Origin of the sequence: Nioella aestuarii, from assembly GCF_050896395.1 — a bacterium.
Taxonomy (GTDB): domain Bacteria; phylum Pseudomonadota; class Alphaproteobacteria; order Rhodobacterales; family Rhodobacteraceae; genus Nioella; species Nioella aestuarii.
This window is the reverse complement of the sequence record NZ_JBPBBA010000008.1, coordinates 42,561-64,752: the sequence shown is the minus strand read 5'-3', so window position 1 is coordinate 64,752 and position 22,192 is coordinate 42,561. Positions and strand designations below refer to the sequence as shown.

Sequence of the window (22,192 nt, the reverse complement as noted above, 5' to 3'; positions counted from 1 at the left end):
CATTTCAGAGACATCCCCAGATTGTTTATTCGACCAGTTCTATGACGGGTCGCTCCGGCACCGGCCTGACCATGCCGCGACATTGCCCGCTGCTGTCAGTGACCAGCCAGACATGGGCCTGATCCGTGCCGATCGTGACCTGATAGCCGGGGTCCAGATAGGCCATCTGTTGCGGCTGCCCCTGATAGTCGATCCAGAACAGGACGCGCGCGGCCTGCTGCCTGTTGACGAAGGTCGCCTGAAACGGCGCAACGCCTGGCTGGGACTGTACCTGCCCGTAGTCGGCACAGCCGGATCTGTCCGAGGGAGGCACGAGCCCTGCCCCGCCCGCCCCTGATGCGCCAGATGACGGTGCGCATTCTCCCAGAAACGCACTGACAGCGGTGCCTGCCTGCGTCACATCCAGCTCGTTCAGGCCGGCGTGCCCCTCTAATCCGTAGCCGAGGTAGTTTCCGGAAAGGAGATACTCGAACAAGGGGTGTTCCAGTGGCAGATCCACCGCAAAACCGATATCGCCAATCCCCCCTTCAAAGCGAAAAAGAGTCCCGTCCATAAGCATTGGCTGACCATCAGGCCCGTTCAGTCGAAGCCTTGCCGCCTGCCCATCCACCATCGGGTCGGCCTGCGCCGCCATACGGATCGACGCCATGCCCGGGGCTGTGCATGTCGCCTCGAATTCGAGCAGGGACAATTCAAGGAACCAGTTGCTCAGCACTCCGCCGGAGCTGCCGGTTCCCGGCTGATAGTGCCATGCAATTTCCGGCGGTCCCGGAACCGGGGGTGGGGCCGTCGGCAGAGTGGCACAATCGGCAAGAAACTCGGTCGCGGCCTGGTGCGCCTCTGGCGAGAGAACCAGATCGAACCGCGCCCCGTCAGGCAGCATTGCGGAAAAGCGCGGCCAATGGGTTAGCCCCACTGCGGCAGGATGCTCAATCGGGATGGATATGCTTGCAGTTGCATCATTCGGCGATGCATCGGAATGCGAAATCGTTGCGTCGAAACGGAACGCCTGCCCATTCGGTGACACCATGGAAAGAGATTGCAGGGTCGCATTCGGCAGCGACGTAGACATCTGCAACATCATGTTCACATTGGCCGTTCCCTGTTCCGTCAAATGGCAGGTGCTGTCAAAGACCGGGGGCTCTGCATATGGCATCCAATATGTCAGTCCGGGTTGGTTCTGGAACAGAACGCCCGGTTCCGAGGGCCGATATTCCCAGACCCGCTGATCCTGAGCGGACACCTGCCCTGTGCAAACCAGACCTGCAGTCAGAAGTGCAAGACCAAAAATAATACGTCTCAAATCACTCTCCCATCTGAAATTACAACGCATTCGGGTCAACAACCAAGGCGGCGCGGAATTCCGGGGCCACTGCGACACCCCTTAACTTGTGGTCTGGTGGCTCTGCCCTTAAGAGGACGCCAACTCCTCTTCAAAGGCAAGGCTGCGCCCCATGATCCCCCGTTATTCCCGCCCCGAAATGGTCGCTATCTGGAGCCCGGAAACAAAATTCCGCATCTGGTACGAAATTGAAGCTCATGCCTGCGACGCGCAAGCCGATCTTGGTGTGATCCCGCGTGAGAATGCCGAGGCCGTCTGGAAGGCAAAGGACGTCAACTTCGACGTTGCCCGGATCGACGAGATCGAGGCCGTCACCAAGCATGACGTCATCGCCTTCCTGACCCACCTGGCCGAAATCATTGGCAATGACGAAGCCCGCTTTGTTCATCAGGGCATGACCTCGTCCGATGTGCTGGACACCACGCTGAATGTACAGCTGGTACGCGCCGCCGATATCCTGATCGCGGATGTAGAGGCCCTGCTGGCCGCCCTCAAACGCCGCGCCTATGAACACAAGGACACCGTCCGCATCGGCCGCAGCCATGGCATCCATGCCGAACCCACCACCATGGGCCTGACCTTCGCGCGCTTCTACGCCGAGATGGACCGCAACCTGTCCCGCCTGCGCGATGCGCGCGCCGAGATCGCCACCGGTGCCATCTCCGGTGCGGTCGGCACCTTCGCCAACATCGACCCGGCAGTCGAGGAACACGTTTGCGACAAGATGGGGCTCGTGCCGGAACCGATCAGCACACAGGTCATCCCGCGTGATCGCCATGCCATGTTCTTTGCGGTGCTTGGCGTCGTGGCGTCCTCGATCGAAAACATCGCGATCGAGATCCGCCACATGCAGCGCACCGAGGTACTGGAAGCGGCCGAATTCTTCTCGATGGGGCAGAAAGGCTCCTCCGCCATGCCGCACAAGAAGAACCCGGTTCTGACGGAGAACCTGACCGGCCTGGCGCGGCTGGTGCGCATGGCGGTCATCCCGGCGATGGAAAACGTGGCGCTGTGGCATGAACGCGATATCTCGCATTCCTCCGTCGAACGGATGATCGGGCCGGATGCCACCATCACCCTCGATTTCGCTCTGAACCGCCTGACCGGTGTGATCGACAAGCTTCTGGTCTACCCGCAGAACATGCTGGACAATATGAATAAATTCCCCGGCCTCGTGATGTCGCAGCGGGTGCTGCTGGCGCTGACGCAGGCAGGCGTTTCCCGCGAGGACGCCTATCGGCTGGTGCAAAGGAACGCCATGAAGGTCTGGGACCACCGCACCGATTTCCGCGAAGAACTGTTGGCGGATGAAGAGGTGCGCGCGGCGCTGTCGGAAGACGAGATCAACGAGAAATTTGATCTGGGCTACCACACCAAACACGTCGATACGATCTTCGCCCGGGTGTTCGGCGAGGACTGAGAAATAGGGGCGAGCCGCTAGGCTCGCCCCCGGTTATCACCCTGCGGCCATCGCCTTGATATCTGCGGCGCTCGGTGTTGTGCCGCCGATCCCCCACTGACCGCTGCGGACCTCCTTGACCCTTACCCAAGTTACGCCGCGCATATTCTCGCCTTCGACCTCGACCATGGCATCGGTCACCTTGTGGATCATCTGGGCTTTGTGATCTTCGTCGAAGACCCCTTCGATCACCTCGATATCAACCAGTGGCATGTGCATCTCCCTTGTTGTGGTTACCATGCCCTGAATGCTGTCAGCGGCTTTGATCGCCAGCCAGTCTCGTTTCTGCAGTAAATCCACTACAGATTGTGAAGTGGACTGAGCACCCACCCCTATGCTTAGCTTTGAGGGGAGGTGCCGCTATGTCAGATACGAGCTACCCGAAGTTCTGCCCTGTCGCGATGGCCGCAAGCCTGCTTGAACCACGATGGACGATGTTGCTGCTGTGCGAAATGTGGTCTGGATCAACCCGGTTCAACGAAATTCAAAGGGGCGTGCCGGGCATGTCGCCGGGCCTTTTATCAAAGCGTCTCAAAGAAATGGAAGCTCACGGGCTGATTGTCCGGCAGGAGGCAGGACCGGGCGCACATGCCGAGTATTTCACCAGCCAAATTGCCGACGAATTGCAGCCCCTGATCCACGGACTTGGCGAATGGGCGCATCGCAATGTCGACTGTGCGGTGTCGCTTCAGGGCTTGGATGCGCGGATGCTGATGTGGAAGATCCGTGGGAAGATCGACCAGCTCCATCTTCCAAAGCGAAAGAGCGTCATCCAGTTCATCTTGAACAACCCGCCGCAAGGAACAACGAATTATTGGCTGGTCTCCAAACCCGGCGAAGAGACGGACCTTTGCTACACCGACCCCAAGTTCACGGTCGATCTCTATATCGTTTGCGAGCTTCGGACGTTGACAGCGGCCTGGATGGGGCATTCGACATTCGAGAAGGAGATCGACAAAGGCCGCATATCCCTTGACGGCCATGACCTGATGGCGCGAACCCTGACCAAATGGCTGATACGCAGTAGTTTTGCTGACAGTTCCAACAGCACTGCAAAAAAGGCGGGCTTAGTCGGCCGGGCCTGATGGCCCGTCCCGTCTTTCAGCAACAGGACGCGGCTCAAAAACCGTGTTGCATGGCATAGCCGGTCTATTCAACGGTCGTTTCAGCCGATTGCCGCGCAGTATGAGACATCTTCGCATGATCGCAAATCTATGCTATGAAAGCAGTGTTTCCCAAAGGAGGCCCCCATGCGCCCCGCCGCTTTGATCGTCGCCATTTCCCTCGCCCTGTCGCCTGTTGCGGCACTGGCCCAATCGGGCTGCGAGCATGGTGACCGACGAGCCAGCTGCACGGATGGCACGACCTGGGACCCAGTAACCGGGCGCTGCGAGACTTCGGTCAGCAGCTGACCCCTGCCCCTTTTTCAGACGTGCTGTGACGAGGGCTGCGCTTTGGCGTTGAGCCCCTGCTTGAAACACGCTACCTCCCCCACCACCACTTGACCACAAAGGAACAGCCCATGACGGCGAAGGTCTTCATCGACGGTGAAGCCGGCACGACCGGCCTGCAAATTCTCGAACGGCTCTCAGCCCGCGAGGATATCACCCTTGTACAGGTGGAGCATGAACGCCGAAAGGATCCTGTCGCCCGGGCGGAGGCTTTCGCGGAAGCCGATGTCGCGATCCTGTGCCTGCCCGACGCCGCCGCCATCGAAGCCGTGACACTGGCGGGCGACTGCCGGATCATCGACGCCTCGACCGCCCATCGGATTGCGGATGGCTGGGTCTATGGGATGCCGGAACTGCCCGGTCAGGTCGAGGCGATCAAGGGCGCGTCGCGGGTGGCCAATGTTGGGTGCTTCGCGACCGGAGCCATCTCGTTGGTCCGGCCCCTTCGGGACGCAGGGCTGATGGCTGAAGATGCGCCCGTGGTGCTGACCGGCACGTCTGGCTATACCGGTGGTGGCAATGCGTTGATTGCCGAATTCGACCAAGGCACCGCACCCGACTTTTTCCTCTATGCCACGGCGCAGGCCCACAAACATGTGCCCGAAATCATGCGCTATGGCCGGCTGACCCGAAAGCCTGCCTTCCAGCCAGCAGTGGGTAATTATGCGCAAGGCATGATCGTACAGATGCACCTGCATCGCGAAGCACTACCCGGAACGCCATCCAAAGCGCAGATCGAAGACACCCTGCGCGCCTTCTACGCGACGGCACGATTTGTCGATGTGGTGGACGCCCCCGCTCGGCTTGACCCGCAAGCCGTAAACGGAACCAACCGGATGGAGATCTCGGTTCATGGCAACGAGTCCGCCGGGATCCTGACCGTGACCGCAACGCTTGACAATTTGGGCAAGGGGGCATCGGGCACCGCCGTGCAGAACCTCAACCTGATGATTGGCGCACCGGAAGACGCCGGACTGTAACGGTCCGATTTTAACAAGACCCGCCGCGCTTTCCTTGCGGCGGGTTACCAGCCCTTAACTCCTGTTCTCCGATCCTGCCTGTCGGGTGAGTGACAACAGACGTGGGGCTGACGATGCAATTGACAGAACGATTTGTGGACGCACCAGCGCCGCCTTTGCAGATGTCGAATGCCGACAAGGCTGCGGTGATCGTGCGGCTGTTACTGTCCGAAGGAGCGATGCCAAGGCTGACGGGCTTGTCCCTGCGCCAGCAGGAGGCGTTGGTTCGGCGGCTGGCCGGGCTCGGCCCGATCGACCGTGATACCTTATCCGCCGTGGCGCGTGAATTCGCCCATGCGCTCGACACGCTCGGCCTAACCTTTCCCGGCAGCGTCGCGGGCGCGCTCGACATGGTGCGCGATCACCTGTCGGATGAAGCGCGTGAAAGACTGACGGACCTGGCAGAGGGCTATAGCCCGCCCGATCCCTGGCGCCGCATTGCCGCGGCTGACCCAGACCGCTTGAAAACCCTACTATCCAGTGAAAGCGCCGAAGTCTGCGCTATCCTGCTATCCAAATTACCGGTTGCGAAAGCCGCCGCCCTGTTGGCCGAATTGCCAGAGGATCGGGCCCATGTGGTTGCCCATGCAGTGGCGTTGACCTCGTCCATCGGGGAAGAGACCATCGCGCGCGTCGGCCGGTCCCTGTTCGACCAATTGCAGGCACAGCCGAGCAAAGCCTTCGCAAGCCCCCCGGCAGATCGGGTGGGCGCAATCCTGAACGCCGCCGCAACGGCAACCCGCAACAAGGTGCTGGAGGGGCTGGATAGCACCGATGCGGACTTTGCCGGTCTGGTGCGCAAGGCGATCTTTACCTTTGAACACATCCCCAGACGGTTGGACCAAAAGGACGTGCCAAAGGTCATGCGCGCGCTTGATGCCGAAACCACTGTCGTGGCTCTTGCCGCCGCGATGGAGGCCGCGCCGCTCGCCGTTGAATTTCTGTTGGAAAACATGTCCAAACGCATGGCCGAACAGCTGCGCGACGACGCAGAGGCACGCGGCAAGATACGCGGCCCCGAGGGGGAGGCCGCGATGGCAGAACTTGTGAGCGCGATCCGCAAACTAGCCGATAGCGGCGAAATCCGCCTGATCGAGCCGGAAGATTAGGGATGACTTGACCGAAACGGCATCCCGGCACACCATGTCCTCCCCACCCGCAGCGATCCCCAAACAGGAGGAAACTGACATGGGAACAAGTGATCTGATCCAATATGCCCACGCGCTCTATAATGCGCATGGCGACAAAGCCGAGGCGGAGGCCGCCCAAAAGGCAATTGCGGAAGAGACAGCCGGAAACACCGCTGAAGCCGAAAAATGGCGCGCGATCCGTGGGCATATCAAAGAGTTACGCGGTCCAAAATCAACCTGAAAGACGTGCGTGTCATGCATTTATGCATGGTATGATGACGAATTTCAGCAATTAACGTATGACGTGATGGGGCGTAGACCCTGGGGCATCTGATCCACATTTGCCAAAGGATGCCGTCATGCCCCGCCCCATTCTGTTTCGTCTCGCCAAAGCTGCGGGCTTGCTCTACCTCGTGATCATCGTCACGGGGCTAAGTTCCGAGTTGCTGTTGCGTGGCCCCCTGCTGGCCCCCGACAACGCCCTGCAAACCGCCACCAATATCAGCGCGAACATGACGGGATTTCGGCTGTCATTGTTGCTCGATCTGGTGATGATCCTGTCAGATGTGGCTCTGGCCTTCCTGCTCTACCTGCTCTTTGCGCCGATCAGCCCGGTTCTTGCGGCCCTGATGAGCGCCTTTCGCATGGTTCAGGCGGCGATCCTGGGTGCGAACCTGTTCAACCAGACCATGGCTTTGACGCTGCTGACCCTGCCTGGTGATCTGCCGGGGCGCGAGGCGCTGAGTTTGGCAAACCTTTTGCTACAAGCGCAGGGCTATGATCTTGGCTTGGCTTTCTTCGGCGTTTCTTGCGGGTTGCTGGCGCTGATCCTGCTACAATCGCCTGGCCTGCCCCGCTGGATCGGCTGGCTTATGGCAGGCGCGGCACCGGTCTATGTCGCGGGTGCTGCGCTGCGCATCATCGCTCCGGGGGGCGTTGCGGCTTTCGAACCAGCCTATGTGGTTCCACTATTGGCCGAGCTTGCCTTCTGTCTGTGGCTTCTTCTTCGCGCAGCGCAGGCGTTTACGCCACGCCCTTGACCGGAACCGTGCGCTTCCCATCAGCCCAGGCCCGTGCGGCGCGTCCGAAAGCTTCAAACAAGGGCCGCGAGACCGGGTCTTCCGCAGCCCGGTACTCTGGGTGCCACTGAACCGACAGGGTAAAGCCTGGCGCATCGGCGATATAGATTGCTTCCGGCGTGCCGTCGGGCGCCTGCCCGTCAATCACAACCCGCGCGCCAGCGCGCTTGATCCCCTGCCCGTGCAGCGTGTTGGTCATCACCTCGCGCGCACCAAGCAGTTGGTGAAACGGCCCGCCCTCGGTGAAGGAAACGCTATGGCGCAGGGCAAACTTCTCCTCCAGCGACCCGTCAGGAGGCATCCGATGGTTCATCCGCCCCGGTAGGTCGCGAATCTCGGGGTAGAGCGTTCCGCCCATGGCGACGTTCACCTCCTGAAATCCCCGGCAAACGCCCAGAATGGGCTGACCCCTGTCCACGCAAGCGCGAATAAGTGGCAGGCTGACAGCATCCCGGCAGCGATCGAACGCGCCATGCGCCTCGGTGGGGTCTTCGCCATATTCCTCGGGGTGGACATTTGGCCGCCCGCCGGTGAACAGAAACCCATCGAAGATTTCCAGCAGTTCGGCCGTGGATGCATACCTCGGATCAGCCGGGATCAGCAGGGGCACGCAGTCAGCCACCTCGGCAATCGCCTCGGAATTCATCGTGCCGCCTGCATGGGTCGGATACTGATCATTGATCAGGTGATGGTTGCCGATAATGCCGATGACCGGTCGCTGCATGGGGATCCTCTGTTTCCAGCGCTTTCCCAAGCATATAAGCCGCCTCGTCCAGCGAGGAAAGCGGCGTCAGCGCACAGATCCCACGCGGATTGTGCGCTGCCTGATATTGAGGCGCTTATGCGACCCCGATAAGCCCCGCTGCCTCGATCCCGGCCATTGCAGCCTTGGCGTCATTGTCAGACGTATCGCCTGTGACACCCACGGCTCCGATCACCTCGCCAGAGGCGTCCTTGACCAGAACGCCGCCCGGCACCGGCACAACCTTGCCGCCGAAGGCGCCGTTCGCGGCAGCCATGAAATAAGCCTGATCCTCGGCCCGCGCCATCTGCGCGCTACCCGGCATTCCCAGCATCACAGCACCATAGGCTTTGCCGCGGGCGATTTCGAACCGGCCCGGGCTGGCCCCATCTTCGCGCTCAAACGCGAGCAGATGCCCACCCGCATCCAGCACCGCCACCGAAAGCGGCTTCAGGCCCAACTCGCTGCCCTTCTCGCGCGCCACGCGCACCATTGTCTTCGCTTGGTCGAGTGTGATCATGTCAACGTTCCATTAAGGTTAACGGTGTGCCCGGTCCCGTCAGGGACTGCCCGGATGCCCATTCTTCTTGGCAAAAATACTCAACTGGAACACCTGCCACAGGCAAGTCCTCTCAGGCAGAGCCCTTCAGTTCCAACCGCCGCCGATGCAAAACCGGTTCCGTGTAGCCAGAGGGCTGAACACGCCCTTCAAACACCAGATCGCAGGCTGCCTTGAAGGCAATTCCGTCAAAGCCCGGCGCCATCGGACGATAGTTCGCATCGCCCGCATTCTGACGGTCCACCACCTCGGCCATTTTCTTCATCGCCGCCATCACGCGCGCTTCGCTGACCACGCCGTGATGCAGCCAGTTGGCCAGCGCCTGGGACGAAATCCGGCAAGTTGCGCGATCTTCCATCAGGCCCACATCGTGAATATCGGGCACTTTTGAACAGCCGACGCCCTGGTCGACCCACCGAACCACATAGCCCAGAATGCCCTGCGCGTTGTTCTCGATTTCCTGCGTGACCTCTTCATCGGACAGATTGCGCCCCTCCATCACGGGAATGGTCAGCAGATCCGCCAGCGTGCCGCGCGCGCCGCCTGACTTGATCTCTTCCTGCCGGGCCAGCACGTCGACCTTATGGTAATGCGTGGCATGCAGCGTGGCCGCCGTGGGCGACGGAACCCAGGCGCAGTTCGCGCCAGATTGTGGGTGGCCGATCTTGGCCTCCAGCATCGCATGCATCATGTCGGGCATCGCCCACATGCCCTTGCCGATCTGTGCCTTACCCTGCAATCCGCACGCCAGTCCGATATCGACATTGCGATCCTCGTAGGAGGCGATCCAGGGGGTCGATTTCATCTCACCCTTGGGCAGCATCGGCCCGGCTTCCATGCTGGTGTGAATCTCGTCGCCAGTGCGGTCAAGGAAGCCCGTATTGATGAACGCCACCCGGTTCTTGGCGGCCCGGATGCATTCCTTGAGATTGGCTGACGTGCGCCGTTCCTCGTCCATGATCCCCAGCTTCACCGTGTAGTGCGGCAGGCCCAGTGCGGCCTCGACGCGTGTGAAGATCTCGTCTGCAAATTCCACCTCTTCCGGCCCGTGCATCTTGGGCTTCACAACGTAGACCGATCCGGTCACGGAATTGCCGCCCGGCTTGCCAAGGTCATGCATGGCGACAAGCGTTGTCACCATCGCATCCATCAACCCTTCCCCGACTTCCAGACCGTCGCGGTCGAGGATCGCAGGGTTGGTCATCAGGTGGCCTACATTGCGCACCAGCATCAGCGACCGGCCCTTGAGCACCAATGTCTCACCTGAAGGTGTCACAACGCTCACATCCGGGTTCAGCGCACGGGTGAAACTCTTGCTGCCCTTGCTGACCTCCTCGGTCAGGTCACCCTTCATCAGGCCCAGCCAGTTGGAATAGGCCAACACCTTGTCTTCTGCGTCCACGGCAGCAACAGAGTCTTCACAATCCATGATGGTGGACAGCGCGGATTCCAAGATCACATCGGAGATGCCCGCCGGGTCCGATGCCCCGATCGGGCTGCTTGAATCTACTTTAACACGGATGTGCAGGCCATTGTTCTTGAAAACATATTCTACACCGCCGGCAGAGGTTCCGACAAACTGTGGATGACCTGTCAGCGCCGCCATATCCGTGACGGAGGACCAGCCGCCCTCTACCGGAACTGCGCCATCGAGAAAGTCCTTGGCCCAGGCAATAACCCGCGCGCCGCGCGCCGCGTCATAGCCTTTACCCGCCGGCAAATCACCCATGGCATCGGTGCCATAAAGCGCATCATACAGGCTGCCCCAACGGGCATTTGCCGCGTTCAACGCAAAGCGCGCGTTCATGATCGGGACCACCAGTTGCGGGCCGGGAACCGCCGCGATTTCGGGGTCGGTCGCGCTGGTTTCCAGCATAAAATCGGGGCCTTCCGGCACCAGATAGCCGATCTCTTGCAGAAACGCTGTGTAGGCTTTCTGATCATGAGGCTGGCCGCGCCGGTTCACATGCCAGGCATCTACCTGAGCCTGGATCTCTTCGCGCTTTTCCAGCAAGGCCCGGTTTTTTGGCCCAAGGTCATGTACCACCGCAGAAAAACCTGACCAGAAGTCTTCGGCCGACACCCCGGTCCCCGGCAAGGCGCGTGTCTCAATAAACGCCACAAGGCGATCATCCACCTGAAGCCCGTGTTTGTCGCTGCGCGTTGTCATGGCCAAATCCCTCTTGAACGTCCCGGTGCGTATGCATTCGCATGCCGTCTCGATATGATCTAGAGCGGAAGTTTCCTATAGGCAACAACTTTGGTAAAACTTTCTGACCAAAAACACCTTCAAATAGGAAATGAAAGCTGACGAGGGGCGACACGCACCGGGCTTGGTCGCTCAGGTCGAGGCGCGGCATGTCTCGAAAGCAGCGCGGCCCGCGTTTCGCGAAAGCCCTCGGCATACCGCACGGCCCAGATTCGCTGACGCGCGGCGCGGGCGGCTCTCAGGGGCTCCACCACTGGCACCGGATAGGCATGGCCAAGCAACCGCCCCGCCCCGGCCCAATCCCAGGGACAATGCAGAAAGGCATCAGGCACAGGCCGCAACTCTGGCAGCCACTGTCGAATGAAGCGCCCATCCGGGTCTTGATCCAGCCCCTGTTTCACCGGGTTGTAAATGCGCGGCGTGTTGATCCCCGTGGTGCCCGACTGCATCTGCACCTGCGGCCAGTGAATACCCGGCTCGTAATCCGTGAACAGCCGCGCAAGATGCTGCCCCGTTACCCGCCAGTCCAGCCAAAGGTGATAGCTGGCAACCGCCATCAGCATCGCCCGCATCCGAAAGTTGATCCAACCGGTATGGATCAGCTGACGCATACATGCATCGACGAAAGGCAAGCCGGTTTCGCCTGCCTGCCAGGCGGCCAGCCGGACCGCATCGGGGACACGGGGCCTTATCCCTTCATAGGCAGGATGCAGGCAGAGCGTCTCGATATCAGGCTGGCTTTCCAGCTTTTGAATAAAATGATCGCGCCAGGCCAGCCGCGAGCCATACCCCTTGAGACACCGGTTTGGCCCGGCCTCGGACCGACTTCGGTCAACCGCCTGAACTGCCTCGCGCATGGACAGCGTACCAAAAGCAAGATGCGGCGACAGGCGCGAACAGGCGGCCCCCGCCGTCAACGGTGACGACATGCGCGATAGGTAGCCCGCCGCGCGGCGATCGAGGAAGGCCGATTGCAGGTCGAGCGCCCGCGCGCGCCCACCCTTTTGCCGCCCCGGACAGGGATCGAAGGCCAAGCGCAGATCGGCCGCATCGGGAATTATCCCGGGATCGAGCCCGTGGGGCGGCAGGCCCGAAGGTACCGTCTCCAGCGGTGCGCGCATCGCCTTGTCGCGCCGCGCCTGCCAGCCACGCCGGTGGCCAAGCCCACGGCTAACGCCGGGTTGCCGCACTTCCTGCCATTCGACGCCGTGCATCCGTGCCCAGTCAGCAACCCGGCGGTCGCGGTCGAACGTCCAGAGATTGCCAGTTTCCTCGTGGCTGATCAGCCGCGTGATGCCATGTGTGGCGCGCAAGGCGTCCAATACGTCGACCGCATCGCCTGTTCGCACCAATAGGGGCGCTCCCATGCTCCCTAGATCGCCCCGCAGCTCGTGCAGGCATTCAGCGACGAAGCGCCATTGCCGGGCCGAGCTGTCGGGCAGCGCCCAATAGTCCGGCTCCACGACATACAGCGGCAAAACAGGCCCGCCTGCGGCCGCCGCCTGTGCCAATGCCGGGTTATCCTCAACCCGCAAATCCCGTTTGAACCAGAGAATCGTGCCCATAAGCCAGATAGGAACATAAAGTGAACATCTGCGGAAGGGGTCTCAGGGATGGTCGCCGCGCGCCTCCATCATGCGATAGAAATCCTGTAGCCGCCTGCCACGCTCTGGCTTGAACCTAGCGCCCTCCTCGACCGCGTCCATCCGGTCCAGCCGGAACATGCGGAAATCCTCTCGCAGCTCGCACCAGCCCACCAGGGTCCAGCTTGCGCCCCAGAACCAAAGGCCCAGAGGGCGGACGATACGTCGGGACGCAGCGCCATGCTGATCGGTATAGGCGAAGGACAGCCGGACGGACCGGTCCACCGCGCCCTCCAATCGGTCGATCAGCGCCCGAAGGTCATCCGAAATGCGCCAGCCGATGGCATGGACCTGCACCTGGGCGGCGCGCTGTCTTTCCGGTTCGGGCAGGACGGCGCCGATCTTGACCAGCGCTTCTTCAGCCGCGCGTGCCATCCCCGCGCCACCAAAGGCCCGGATCAGCCGGGCACCGGCAACCAGTGCGGTGACCTCATCGCGCGTGAACATGAGCGGCGGCAGGTCATAGCCTTCCTCCATCACATATCCCACCCCGGCCTCGCCATCGATGGGCACGCCGGTCGACTGAAGGTCCGCGATGTCCCGATAAATCGTCCGGGTCGAGACCTCCAGCCGCTCGGCCAAGGCCTGCGCCGTCACCAACCGCCCACCCCGAAGATGCTGTACGATCTGGAACAGGCGGTCAGCGCGGCGCATCGGGTTACGATGCCTCGAACAGGCCGATGGAATTGCCATCGGGATCAGTGGCATAGAAGAAGCGGCCTGCTGGTATCTCGATGATCGGTGACACAACGGCGCCGCCGGCCTCCGTCACGCGGCCAATGGCATCCTCCAGCTTGCCCTGTGTGGCCAGATGCACCGTCGGGCCAGTGCCATCGCCTGCGGGTTTGCCCTCGTAGAGATGACCGGCGACACCGCTCGCGAAATCGGCGGCCTGGAAAATCGCCGTTTCATTCGGGCCCATTTGTTCGCGCTTCAGGTTCAGGCCAGTGGCCTTGGCATAAAATGCCATCGCAGCGGTCAAATCACTGATCGGCAGTTCAATCCAGACGGTGGTGTGGGCGGGGGCGAAACTCATCACTTTATCCTTTCAGGTGAGCGTATCGAATGCACCCTGTCTGTCACACCCCTACTGACAGCATTCTGTCAGCATGCCTCTTGCGCCTGCGCGCGCGTTACGAAACCTTGCAGTGATCCAATGCAGGAGACCCCGATGCGCGACGCTGCCCCGCAGACCATTCACCTTTCCGACTATACACCGCCCAATTGGCTGATCGAGCTGGTGGAACTGGACTTCACCCTCGACCCGAAGGCCACGCGCGTGACATCCCGGATCCGGTTCTTCCGTAACCCGGCCTCCACGAAGGGCGATCTGCATCTGGATGGTGAACAGCTGACGCTGATTTCGGCCAGCATTGACGGGGTAAGCCTGTCGGAAAACGAATACCAGCGGACCGAGACCGCCCTGACCATTCCCGCCGACCGTCTGCCGGATGAGGCGTTCATCTGGGAGGCAGAGGTAGAGATTGCCCCGGCTGACAACACCGCGCTAGAGGGTCTCTATATGTCGGGCGGCATGTACTGCACCCAATGCGAGGCGCAGGGCTTCCGCAAGATCACCTACTACCCTGACCGCCCCGATGTCATGGCCCCCTTCACGGTGCGCATCCATTCGCCGATGCCGGTGCTTCTGTCGAACGGCAACCCGGTAGAGCGGCACGGGCCGGTGGCCGAATGGCACGATCCCTGGCCCAAACCCGCCTATCTGTTTGCCCTCGTCGCCGGTGATCTGCTGTCCTATTCCGATCATTTTATGACCATGTCGGGCCGACCCGTGGCGCTCAACATCTGGGTCCGGCGCGGGGACGAGGACAAAACCCACTATGCCATGGGGGCTCTTAAGCGGTCCATGAAATGGGACGAGGACGTCTATGGACGTGAATACGATCTCGACGTGTTCAATATCGTTGCTGTCGATGATTTCAACATGGGCGCGATGGAAAACAAGGGGCTGAACATCTTCAACTCCAAATACGTTCTGGCCAGCCCCGAAACCGCCACCGACCGAGACTATGAGTTTATCGAGGCCATCATCGCCCATGAATATTTTCACAACTGGACCGGCAACCGCATCACCTGCCGCGACTGGTTTCAGCTTTGCCTGAAGGAAGGGTTGACCGTCTTCCGCGACCAGCAGTTTTCCGGTGACATGCGCGGCGCGGCCGTGCAGCGCATCGACAACGTGCTGCAATTGCGCGCCCGCCAGTTTCGAGAGGATGCAGGGCCGCTTGCGCACCCTGTCCGGCCTGAAAGCTTCGTCGAGATCAACAATTTCTATACCGCGACAGTCTACGAAAAAGGCGCCGAGGTGATCGGGATGCTGAAGCGGTTGGTGGGCGATGACGGGTATTCCAAGGCGCTTGACCTCTACTTTACCCGCCATGACGGCGACGCCGCAACGATCGAGGACTGGCTGGCCGTGTTCGAAGAGGCCACAGGCCGTGATCTGACCCAGTTCAAGCGCTGGTATTCCCAGGCGGGCACGCCGCGACTCAGCGTCAAAAGTGACTTTAGTAACGGAACCTACAGAATTGAATTCAAACAGGAAACAAAGCCGACACCAGGCCAGCCAGACAAACAGCCACAGGTGATCCCAGTTGCCATCGGCCTGCTGGACAGCAGTGGTGCTGAGGTAGAGCCAACCCGCGTGCTGGAGCTGACCGAGACGCGACAGGCCTTCCAGTTCCACGGCCTGAAATCGCGCCCCGTGCCCTCGATCCTGCGTGGCTTTTCCGCGCCCGTGATCCTCGATCACACCCCCAGTTTCGAGGATCGGGCGCTGCTTCTGGCCTATGACACCGACCCGTTCAACATGTGGGAAGCCGGGCGCTCTCTCAGCCGGGAAACGCTGATGGCGATGCTGACCGACGACACCCCACCGGCGCAGGCTTATCTTGACGCGCTGGTCCGGGTTGCGGGCAACGATACGCTGGACCCTGCCTTCCGCGCCCAGGTGCTGGCGCTGCCGTCGGAAGACGACATCGCACAAGGCTGTGTAGAGGCAGGGCTGGTTCCCGATCCAACCCGCATTCATGCCACCAGAAAAACGCTCACAACCACGATTGCCGAGGCGGGGCGAGAGACACTTGAAACCGTATACGATCAGATGGTTACGGATGGCCCATACAGTTCCGATGCGGGCCCGGCTGGCAAACGGTCCTTGCGCAATTGCGCACTGCGTTTCCTGTCCCTTCTGGACGGCCCCCTCCGCGCCCGCGCTCAGTATGACGCTGCCACAAACATGACCGACCAACTCGCCGCATTCGCCTGCCTGCTGGATGCCGGCGATACAGACGTCGCCGCGCGGTTCCATGAACAATGGCATGGCGACCGGCTTGTAATGGACAAGTGGTTCATGATGCAGGTCGCACATGCGGCTCCTGAGGATGCTGTCAATCGCGCTAAGATCCTTACAGAGCACCCTGATTTCGATTGGAAAAACCCCAATCGCTTCCGGTCCGTCATCGGCGGGATAACCGCCGCCAACCCGGCCGGGTTCCATGATCCTTCGGGCGCGGGCTACGCGTTCCTGGCCGACTGGTTGCTGCGCCTCGACAAGGCCAACCCACAGACCGCTGCCCGAATGTCCACGGCGTTTGAAACCTGGCGGCGCTACGATGCTGACCGGCAGGCGCTGATCCGCGATCAGCTCAGCCGCATTGCAGACGCTGACGGGCTCAGCCGGGATCTGGCCGAGATGGTGGGGCGGATGCGGACAGACTGACCGCAATTCCACGCGTTCACCGTGTCATCGCCATGAAAAGGACCGAATGGGACGGCACCATCGTCCCATGTCCAAGCGCTACACATATTTGGAGCATCAACGCTCCGGGCTGGCCTGGATGGGGCTGGTCTCTGGCCTCATGATGCTGGCCGTGGCGGCTGATCGCACGGCGCCGATCTGGGTTTGGGCCCTGCTGACCCCCTGTATCCTGATCTGCGTATTGCAGATCGCTCTGCGGCCGTCCTATGGCATCGACTATAGCGCGCGCAGCCTGTCGATCTTCAACGGGTTCTCCCGGCGCAGCCTGCCGCTGTCCCGCGTCGATCACCTTCGGCTTGGCGCTGACCATGCCACGATCGTGCTACTCTCTGGCGATGAGATCATGCTGCCTCAGCAGGTGTTGCACAACACGATCGCGCTGATCCGCGAAACCACGGATCGGGGCATTCCGGTGCGTGCGCTCTAGCCGCTGCAATAGGCCTGCTCCGATACCCAGGCCCGCATCCCTTCGCGTCGCTGGCTGCTGTGAAACGGCCCCCATTCCGCCGCCACGCCCCGCATTCCGCGCGACACGACGCCATCGCGTTCCACGTTCTGCGCCATGATCCGCACGGCGCAACGCAGGTTCGCCGCACCGTTCATCAACGCTTCCCCCGTGCCCACAGCGCAACCGCGATAGCGCGCCGTGGCGGGTGAAATCTGCACGAGCCCAAACCAGCGCCCTCCGCCGCCAACCGCATCCGGCCGGTGTGTGCTCTCGTACCAGCTCAGCGCTGACACGAGTCCGGCCCAAAACGCCGCCCGCTGATCGGGGCCAGCCTCGGCATAGGCCGGGCACCAGGTGTCGATATCTTCCGGCACCACGTCCAGCAGACCCTCCTGCGCCAGCACGGCCCGAAACAGCGCCGGCCCCCAACCGGGGCGCGCCGGCGCTTCCATGCCGGGGCGCAGGTCATCCCAATGAAGGGATGGCACCGCCAAAGCCGGGCGCGGCAAGGGAACCGGGCTCGCCTCTGGCGCAAATCCTGGTCGCGGCACAGGCGCCGGGCTGCCCATCGGGGCCAGGCCCTGCGCCGTGGCAAAGGCCGGGATAAACATGAGGACACAGAGCATCAGTGCACGCATCGCGCAGCTCCTCTCGGCCCCCATGCTGCCCGCCCTGGCCCGCCGTTTCAAGCGCCTAGCCCTGGCAATAGCTTTGCTGGTGCAGCCAGTCGCGCATCTCTGTGTTTACATGCGCCTGCCGCATCGGCCCCCAATCGGCGGCGACACCGCGGCTTCCCTGGCTCACCACCCCGTCGCGCGGCACCGTCTCAGCCATGATACGAAGCGCACAGCGCAGATTGGCGGCCCCGTCGGTCAGCTCTGCACCGGACCCGGCCTCGCAGCCGCGATAGCGCGCCGTGGCGGGCGAGATCTGCATCAGCCCGAACCAGCGCCCGCCGCCCCCGACCGCCTCAGGCTCCCAGGTGCTTTCATAGCGCGCCAGGGCCGAGACAAACCCCACCCAGAACGCCGCCCGGTCCGCCGCGCTGGCGGTTTCATATCCCGGGCACCAAACCTCCGCATCCGCGGGCACAATCGCCGTCAGAACCGACGCATCCCCCTCCAGCATCTCGATGGAGGCGCGGGTCCAGATCTCGGCCTCGGGCCGGTGATCCCATCGCGTGGCGGGAAGTGTTTCAGGATTCGGCTGCGTCGTGGCGCAGGCCGACAGGACGGAAAGGGCCAGAAGCCCCAGAACGATGGAAGACAGCCGCATGGCCAGACTCACAAGATGTTTCAGACCGCGCTTCTCTGCGCCCCTGCGCAGCCTTTGCAAAGCCTCCCCCCCTCTCAGCACCCCAAATCCGGCAATCCCCCGCCGATCCCGCTTCTTCTTGGCCCCAACCCTCCCGCTGGAGGCATCCTGCGCGCAAAACACGCACTCCCTCCGACCCAGTATACCGCCCTCTCCACACGCCCGTGGCAACGCGGCCCGGTGAGGCCTCCGGCGTAAGCCGGGGGTTGAGACGGGCCGCCCGCCGGTCGACGCGCAATGCGCGGCGAAACCCCGCCCACACCCTCTTGCTCCCCTGCCTCCCCTGCCCTAGAACCCGTAGCGTTCAACCGGAGACCGCCCCATGCTCGACCTGACCTATGAGACCCCGAAACCCAAAGTAATCGCCGGCGCGAAGCAGGATTGGGAACTCGTGATCGGGATGGAGGTCCACGCCCAGGTCTCCTCCAATTCCAAGCTCTTTTCCGGTGCCTCGACCAGTTTTGGGGCGGAACCCAATTCGAACGTGGCCTTTGTGGACGCAGGGATGCCCGGCATGCTTCCCGTGATCAACGAGTTTTGCGTGGCGCAGGCGGTGCGCACCGGGCTCGGGCTCAAGGCCGAGATCAACCTCTTCTCCGCCTTCGACCGTAAGAACTATTTCTATCCCGACCTGCCGCAGGGCTACCAGATTTCCCAGCTTTACCACCCCATTGTGGGCGAAGGCGAAGTGCTCGTTGAAATGGGCGACGGCACCGCGCGTCTGGTCCGCATCGAGCGCATCCACCTGGAACAGGATGCGGGCAAGTCGATCCACGACATGGACCCGGCCATGTCCTTCGTCGATCTCAACCGCACCGGCGTTGCGCTGATGGAGATCGTCTCGCGCCCCGATATCCGCGGCCCTGAAGAGGCCGCGGCCTACGTGGTCAAGCTGCGCCAGATCCTGCGCTATCTCGGGACCTGCGATGGCAACATGCAAAACGGCAACCTGCGCGCCGATGTGAACGTCTCGATCTGCACGCCCGGGGCCTATGAGAAATACCGCGAAACCGGCGATTTCTCCCACCTCGGCACGCGTTGCGAAATCAAGAACATGAACTCCATGCGCTTCATCCAGGCCGCGATTGAGTATGAAGCGCGCCGCCAGATAAAGATCGTTGAAGGCGGTGGCACAGTCGATCAGGAAACCCGGCTCTATGACCCAGATAAGAACGAGACCCGGTCCATGCGGTCAAAGGAAGAGGCGCATGATTACCGCTACTTCCCCGATCCCGACCTCCTGCCGCTGGAAATTGAGCAAGCCTGGGTCGATGACATCGCAGCCAACCTGCCCGAACTGCCCGACGCCAAGAAGGCCCGCTTCATCGCCGATTTCGGCCTGAGCGATTACGACGCGTCCGTTCTGACCGCCGAAACCGCCGATGCCGCGTATTTCGAAGCCGTTGCAGCCGACGCCGGCGATGGCAAGCTCTCTGCCAACTGGGTGATCAACGAGCTCTTCGGCCGCCTCAAGAAAGACGACGCAGACATCACGGATAGCCCGGTTTCGCCAAAGCAACTGGCCGGCATCATCCGCCTGATCAAATCAGACGCCATTTCCGGCAAGATCGCCAAGGATCTGTTCGAGATCGTCTATACCGAAGGCGGCGACCCCGAAGAGATCGTCGAAGCGCGCGGCATGAAGCAGGTGACGGATACCGGCGCGATCGAGGCCGCGGTGGACGAGATCATCGCCGCCAACCCCGCCCAGGTTGCCAAGGCCAAAGAAAATCCCAAGCTTGCGGGCTGGTTCGTGGGTCAGGTGATGAAGGCCACCGGCGGCAAGGCCAACCCCAAGGCGGTGAATGAACTGGTGGCGAAGAAGCTGGCCGAGTAAGGCCAGCCACGCGCGCAACGCCCTCCCGCGAAAGCCTGTCATCCCCGCGGAAGCGGGGACCTCACCAAAATAGAGCACAACGCAACAGGTTTCCGCTTTCGCGGGAAGGACAGGTTTGGGGGTACAACGGAAGCGCTCTCCACCTGCCGCAGCTACTCCCCCTCCCACATCGGGACCAGATCCCGCTCCTCAAGCGCAGGGTCGCTGGCGCAGGCATCCAACGGACGATGCCAGTAGCGCCGCACCTCCAGCACCTCCTGGCTGCCGATGGGGCCGAAATCGCCCTCTATGCAGGCGCAGCCATATCCATACCCTGCCGGATGCATCTGCACCCATTCGACCGGGCTGCCTTCCGCGGACCAGGCATCGTCAAATCCCGGCGCCCCGCCGCGGCCTTGGGCAGACAGCGTCCAACCACCATGGGCATCGTCAAGGAAGACATTGGCTGGCGTCGGGTTTGTGAACCAGCCACAGCGCGTTTCGGCGGCGGCGGGCACGGCGATGAGAGAGAAGATCACGGCAAAGCTGTACTGTTTCATGGGGTTAGAATGCCCGTGGAGCCGCTCGGGATCAACCGGGGTCATACTCTGCCGATCTGCACCCTTAACCAGCTTCTTTTCCGATCCTGTGCGCCCGTTTGTATGCACGGGGGGGTGTACAGGGGGTGTACGCCCGGTGTACGGGGGGCGACAGGTTCTGAAGGCCCCCTTTGACAGGCGGGTTGGAGCCGTTAATCATTTGTCCCACGTGCTTTCAGAGGTCAGGGTCCAGCATGACCAGATTTGAATACAAGGTGGTTCCAGCCCCAAATCGGGGGCTCAAGGCAAAGGGCGTGAAACGCGCTGAAGACCGGTTTGCGCTGGCGCTGTCCACCCTGATGAACGAGCTTGGGGCCGAGGGCTGGGACTATGTCCGCGCCGATATTCTGCCCACCGAGGAACGCTCTGGAATCGCCTCCAAGCAGACCGTCTATCACAATATGCTGATCTTTCGGCGGGTGCTGGAAGACGGCGAGGAAGCCCCAGAGCCCCTTGCCTTGGAAAAGGTCGAAGACCCCCTGGCCCTGACCGCCCCAGAGGACGATCCAGAGCCATGGGAAGAGCCGCAGGAAGAGCTGGCAGACACGCCATCCGACGACGCGGCACCGGATGAGGAAGAGCGCCCTCGCGCTGCGGCGGCAGACTAAGGTCAGCCTTGGATCACGACAGACAAGGCATGGATTTCATTCATCAAATCCTTGCCAATCGCTTGGTGGACAGCGCGATGACGCGCGATTCGCGATAGCGGCACCAACGCATCTGCACCGATCACCACGCGAAAATGGCTCTCACCGCCATCCTGATATCCGGCATGGCCCCGGTGGCTCTCGCTCTCGTCAATCACCTCCAGATGACCAGGCGCAAAGGCGCGTTCCAGCCGGTCGCGGATTTTCTCCGATCGCGTCATTTTTCTGCCCTCGCCCCCTTCAATCCCCTGCGAAAAACCTTAGACTGCCTATTCCGAGTCGAGAAGGTGTGTCCAATGGCCGACAAAGATCCATTCAACTTCGATCTGCGCGTCTCCAGCGACAAGAAAAAGCGGCGCGGCGGACGGCGTGGCATGTCCGGCGCTTTTGAAACCTCTCAGCGGGTCTGTGAACACGCGGGTTGCGAAGAACCCGGCCAGTACCGCGCACCGAAATCACCAGATGTGCTGGATGACTACCTGTGGTTCTGCAAGGAACATGTGCGCGAATACAATTTGAAATGGAACTTCTTCGACGGCACCACCGAAGCCGAGATGGAAGCCCAGATGGAACGCGACCGTGTCTGGGACCGGCCGACGAAGACCTTCAAGAAATCGGTCGAGGAACGCGCCTGGTCGCGGCTTGGCGTCGACGATCCGCATCAGGTACTGGGCGGCAACGCCACCCGCAATCCGGGCAAAAGCATCACCGGCTCGCGCCGCCTGCCCCCGACCGAACGCCGCGCCATCGAGATCCTGGAAGCCAAGGACCACTGGACCAAGGCCGAGGTGCGCAAATCCTACAAGGCACTGATCAAGGTGCTGCACCCCGACATGAACGGCGGCGACCGCAGCCAGGAAGAGCAGCTGCAAGAGGTGGTCTGGGCCTGGGACCAGATCAAGGAAAGCCGTAACTTCAAATAAGCGGCGCTCAGCCTTCAGAAACAAAAAGGGC

General features: G+C 61.7%; 24 protein-coding genes. 12 read left to right on the top strand and 12 right to left on the bottom strand.

Going from position 1 to position 22,192, the window contains the following annotated elements:
• Positions 1-25 precede the first annotated feature (25 nt).
• Positions 26-1,303 (bottom strand): VHL beta domain-containing protein, encoded by a 1,278-nt coding sequence (locus tag ACROHD_RS07300; RefSeq protein ID WP_432676805.1) that lies wholly within the window; start codon positions 1,301-1,303, stop codon positions 26-28.
• Between the two features lie 151 nt (positions 1,304-1,454).
• Here ACROHD_RS07300 and purB point away from each other — a divergent pair, with 151 nt between their 5' ends.
• Complete coding sequence (gene purB, locus ACROHD_RS07295; protein ID WP_432676802.1) at positions 1,455-2,762, top strand: adenylosuccinate lyase; 1,308 nt, start codon at positions 1,455-1,457, stop codon at positions 2,760-2,762.
• 36 nt (positions 2,763-2,798) lie between these two features.
• Here purB and ACROHD_RS07290 read toward each other — a convergent pair whose 3' ends face one another.
• Positions 2,799-3,014 carry a tautomerase family protein gene (locus ACROHD_RS07290; RefSeq protein WP_432676799.1) on the bottom strand — a complete coding sequence of 72 codons (216 nt, stop codon included), beginning with the start codon at positions 3,012-3,014 and terminating at the stop codon, positions 2,799-2,801.
• Between the two features lie 188 nt (positions 3,015-3,202).
• Between ACROHD_RS07290 and ACROHD_RS07285 the strand changes: the two genes are divergently transcribed.
• The 6 genes from ACROHD_RS07285 (at position 3,203) to ACROHD_RS07260 (ending at position 7,441) form a co-directional block, all read left to right on the top strand.
• Positions 3,203-3,886 carry a winged helix-turn-helix transcriptional regulator gene (locus tag ACROHD_RS07285; RefSeq protein ID WP_432676796.1) on the top strand — a complete coding sequence of 228 codons (684 nt, stop codon included), beginning with the start codon at positions 3,203-3,205 and terminating at the stop codon, positions 3,884-3,886.
• A 165-nt stretch (positions 3,887-4,051) separates the two neighbouring features.
• Positions 4,052-4,213, top strand: a complete 162-nt coding sequence (locus tag ACROHD_RS07280; protein WP_432676793.1) for a hypothetical protein — start codon at positions 4,052-4,054, stop codon at positions 4,211-4,213.
• A gap of 110 nt (positions 4,214-4,323) precedes the next feature.
• Positions 4,324-5,232, top strand: a complete 909-nt coding sequence (argC, locus tag ACROHD_RS07275; protein WP_432676791.1) for an N-acetyl-gamma-glutamyl-phosphate reductase — start codon at positions 4,324-4,326, stop codon at positions 5,230-5,232.
• 89 nt (positions 5,233-5,321) lie between these two features.
• On the top strand, positions 5,322-6,380 hold the full coding sequence (locus ACROHD_RS07270) for a FliG C-terminal domain-containing protein (RefSeq protein ID WP_432676789.1): 1,059 nt from the start codon (positions 5,322-5,324) through the stop codon (positions 6,378-6,380).
• Between the two features lie 79 nt (positions 6,381-6,459).
• Positions 6,460-6,642 (top strand): hypothetical protein, encoded by a 183-nt coding sequence (locus ACROHD_RS07265; RefSeq protein WP_432676787.1) that lies wholly within the window; start codon positions 6,460-6,462, stop codon positions 6,640-6,642.
• 118 nt (positions 6,643-6,760) lie between these two features.
• A complete protein-coding gene (locus ACROHD_RS07260; protein WP_432676785.1) occupies positions 6,761-7,441 on the top strand; it encodes a DUF4386 domain-containing protein in 681 nt (226 codons plus the stop codon).
• On the opposite strand, the gene ACROHD_RS07255 is transcribed toward ACROHD_RS07260, so the two are convergent.
• From ACROHD_RS07255 to ACROHD_RS07230, 6 genes are all read right to left on the bottom strand, one after another.
• Positions 7,425-8,204, bottom strand: a complete 780-nt coding sequence (locus tag ACROHD_RS07255; protein ID WP_432676783.1) for a gamma-glutamyl-gamma-aminobutyrate hydrolase family protein — start codon at positions 8,202-8,204, stop codon at positions 7,425-7,427. The two genes, ACROHD_RS07260 and ACROHD_RS07255, sit on opposite strands and share 17 nt — an antisense overlap.
• Before the next feature lie 115 nt (positions 8,205-8,319).
• Positions 8,320-8,742, bottom strand: coding sequence for a GlcG/HbpS family heme-binding protein (locus ACROHD_RS07250; RefSeq protein ID WP_432676781.1), 423 nt, complete (start codon positions 8,740-8,742; stop codon positions 8,320-8,322).
• 112 nt (positions 8,743-8,854) lie between these two features.
• Positions 8,855-10,951, bottom strand: coding sequence for a malate synthase G (locus ACROHD_RS07245; RefSeq protein ID WP_432676779.1), 2,097 nt, complete (start codon positions 10,949-10,951; stop codon positions 8,855-8,857).
• Positions 10,952-11,070: 119 nt separating this feature from the next.
• Positions 11,071-12,555 (bottom strand): FAD-binding domain-containing protein, encoded by a 1,485-nt coding sequence (locus tag ACROHD_RS07240; protein WP_432676777.1) that lies wholly within the window; start codon positions 12,553-12,555, stop codon positions 11,071-11,073.
• 42 nt (positions 12,556-12,597) lie between these two features.
• Entirely contained in the window at positions 12,598-13,287 is a 690-nt protein-coding gene (locus ACROHD_RS07235) for a helix-turn-helix transcriptional regulator (RefSeq protein ID WP_432676775.1), read from the bottom strand.
• Positions 13,288-13,291: 4 nt separating this feature from the next.
• A complete protein-coding gene (locus ACROHD_RS07230) occupies positions 13,292-13,669 on the bottom strand; it encodes a VOC family protein (RefSeq protein ID WP_432676773.1) in 378 nt (125 codons plus the stop codon).
• Between the two features lie 135 nt (positions 13,670-13,804).
• Between ACROHD_RS07230 and pepN the strand changes: the two genes are divergently transcribed.
• On the top strand, positions 13,805-16,375 hold the full coding sequence (pepN, locus tag ACROHD_RS07225) for an aminopeptidase N (RefSeq protein ID WP_432676771.1): 2,571 nt from the start codon (positions 13,805-13,807) through the stop codon (positions 16,373-16,375).
• A 67-nt stretch (positions 16,376-16,442) separates the two neighbouring features.
• Positions 16,443-16,841, top strand: a complete 399-nt coding sequence (locus ACROHD_RS07220; RefSeq protein WP_432676769.1) for a hypothetical protein — start codon at positions 16,443-16,445, stop codon at positions 16,839-16,841.
• Here ACROHD_RS07220 and ACROHD_RS07215 read toward each other — a convergent pair.
• Both ACROHD_RS07215 and ACROHD_RS07210 read right to left on the bottom strand, forming a co-directional pair.
• Positions 16,838-17,500: a lytic transglycosylase gene (locus ACROHD_RS07215; RefSeq protein WP_432676768.1), complete on the bottom strand. Its 663-nt coding sequence runs from the start codon at positions 17,498-17,500 to the stop codon at positions 16,838-16,840. The genes ACROHD_RS07220 and ACROHD_RS07215 overlap by 4 nt on opposite strands.
• A gap of 55 nt (positions 17,501-17,555) precedes the next feature.
• Positions 17,556-18,137, bottom strand: a complete 582-nt coding sequence (locus ACROHD_RS07210; protein ID WP_432676766.1) for a transglycosylase SLT domain-containing protein — start codon at positions 18,135-18,137, stop codon at positions 17,556-17,558.
• A gap of 361 nt (positions 18,138-18,498) precedes the next feature.
• Here ACROHD_RS07210 and gatB point away from each other — a divergent pair, with 361 nt between their 5' ends.
• On the top strand, positions 18,499-20,013 hold the full coding sequence (gatB, locus tag ACROHD_RS07205) for an Asp-tRNA(Asn)/Glu-tRNA(Gln) amidotransferase subunit GatB (RefSeq protein ID WP_432676764.1): 1,515 nt from the start codon (positions 18,499-18,501) through the stop codon (positions 20,011-20,013).
• A 152-nt stretch (positions 20,014-20,165) separates the two neighbouring features.
• Here the strand turns inward: gatB and ACROHD_RS07200 are convergent, their stop codons facing one another.
• Complete coding sequence (locus tag ACROHD_RS07200) at positions 20,166-20,552, bottom strand: DUF4087 domain-containing protein (RefSeq protein WP_432676762.1); 387 nt, start codon at positions 20,550-20,552, stop codon at positions 20,166-20,168.
• 233 nt (positions 20,553-20,785) lie between these two features.
• Here ACROHD_RS07200 and ACROHD_RS07195 point away from each other — a divergent pair, with 233 nt between their 5' ends.
• Entirely contained in the window at positions 20,786-21,199 is a 414-nt protein-coding gene (locus ACROHD_RS07195; RefSeq protein WP_432676761.1) for a DUF4177 domain-containing protein, read from the top strand.
• Positions 21,200-21,201: 2 nt separating this feature from the next.
• Here the strand turns inward: ACROHD_RS07195 and ACROHD_RS07190 are convergent, their stop codons facing one another.
• Positions 21,202-21,459 carry a BolA family protein gene (locus tag ACROHD_RS07190; protein WP_432676760.1) on the bottom strand — a complete coding sequence of 86 codons (258 nt, stop codon included), beginning with the start codon at positions 21,457-21,459 and terminating at the stop codon, positions 21,202-21,204.
• Positions 21,460-21,534: 75 nt separating this feature from the next.
• Between ACROHD_RS07190 and ACROHD_RS07185 the strand changes: the two genes are divergently transcribed.
• Complete coding sequence (locus ACROHD_RS07185) at positions 21,535-22,161, top strand: DnaJ domain-containing protein (RefSeq protein WP_432676759.1); 627 nt, start codon at positions 21,535-21,537, stop codon at positions 22,159-22,161.
• Positions 22,162-22,192: the final 31 nt, after the last annotated feature.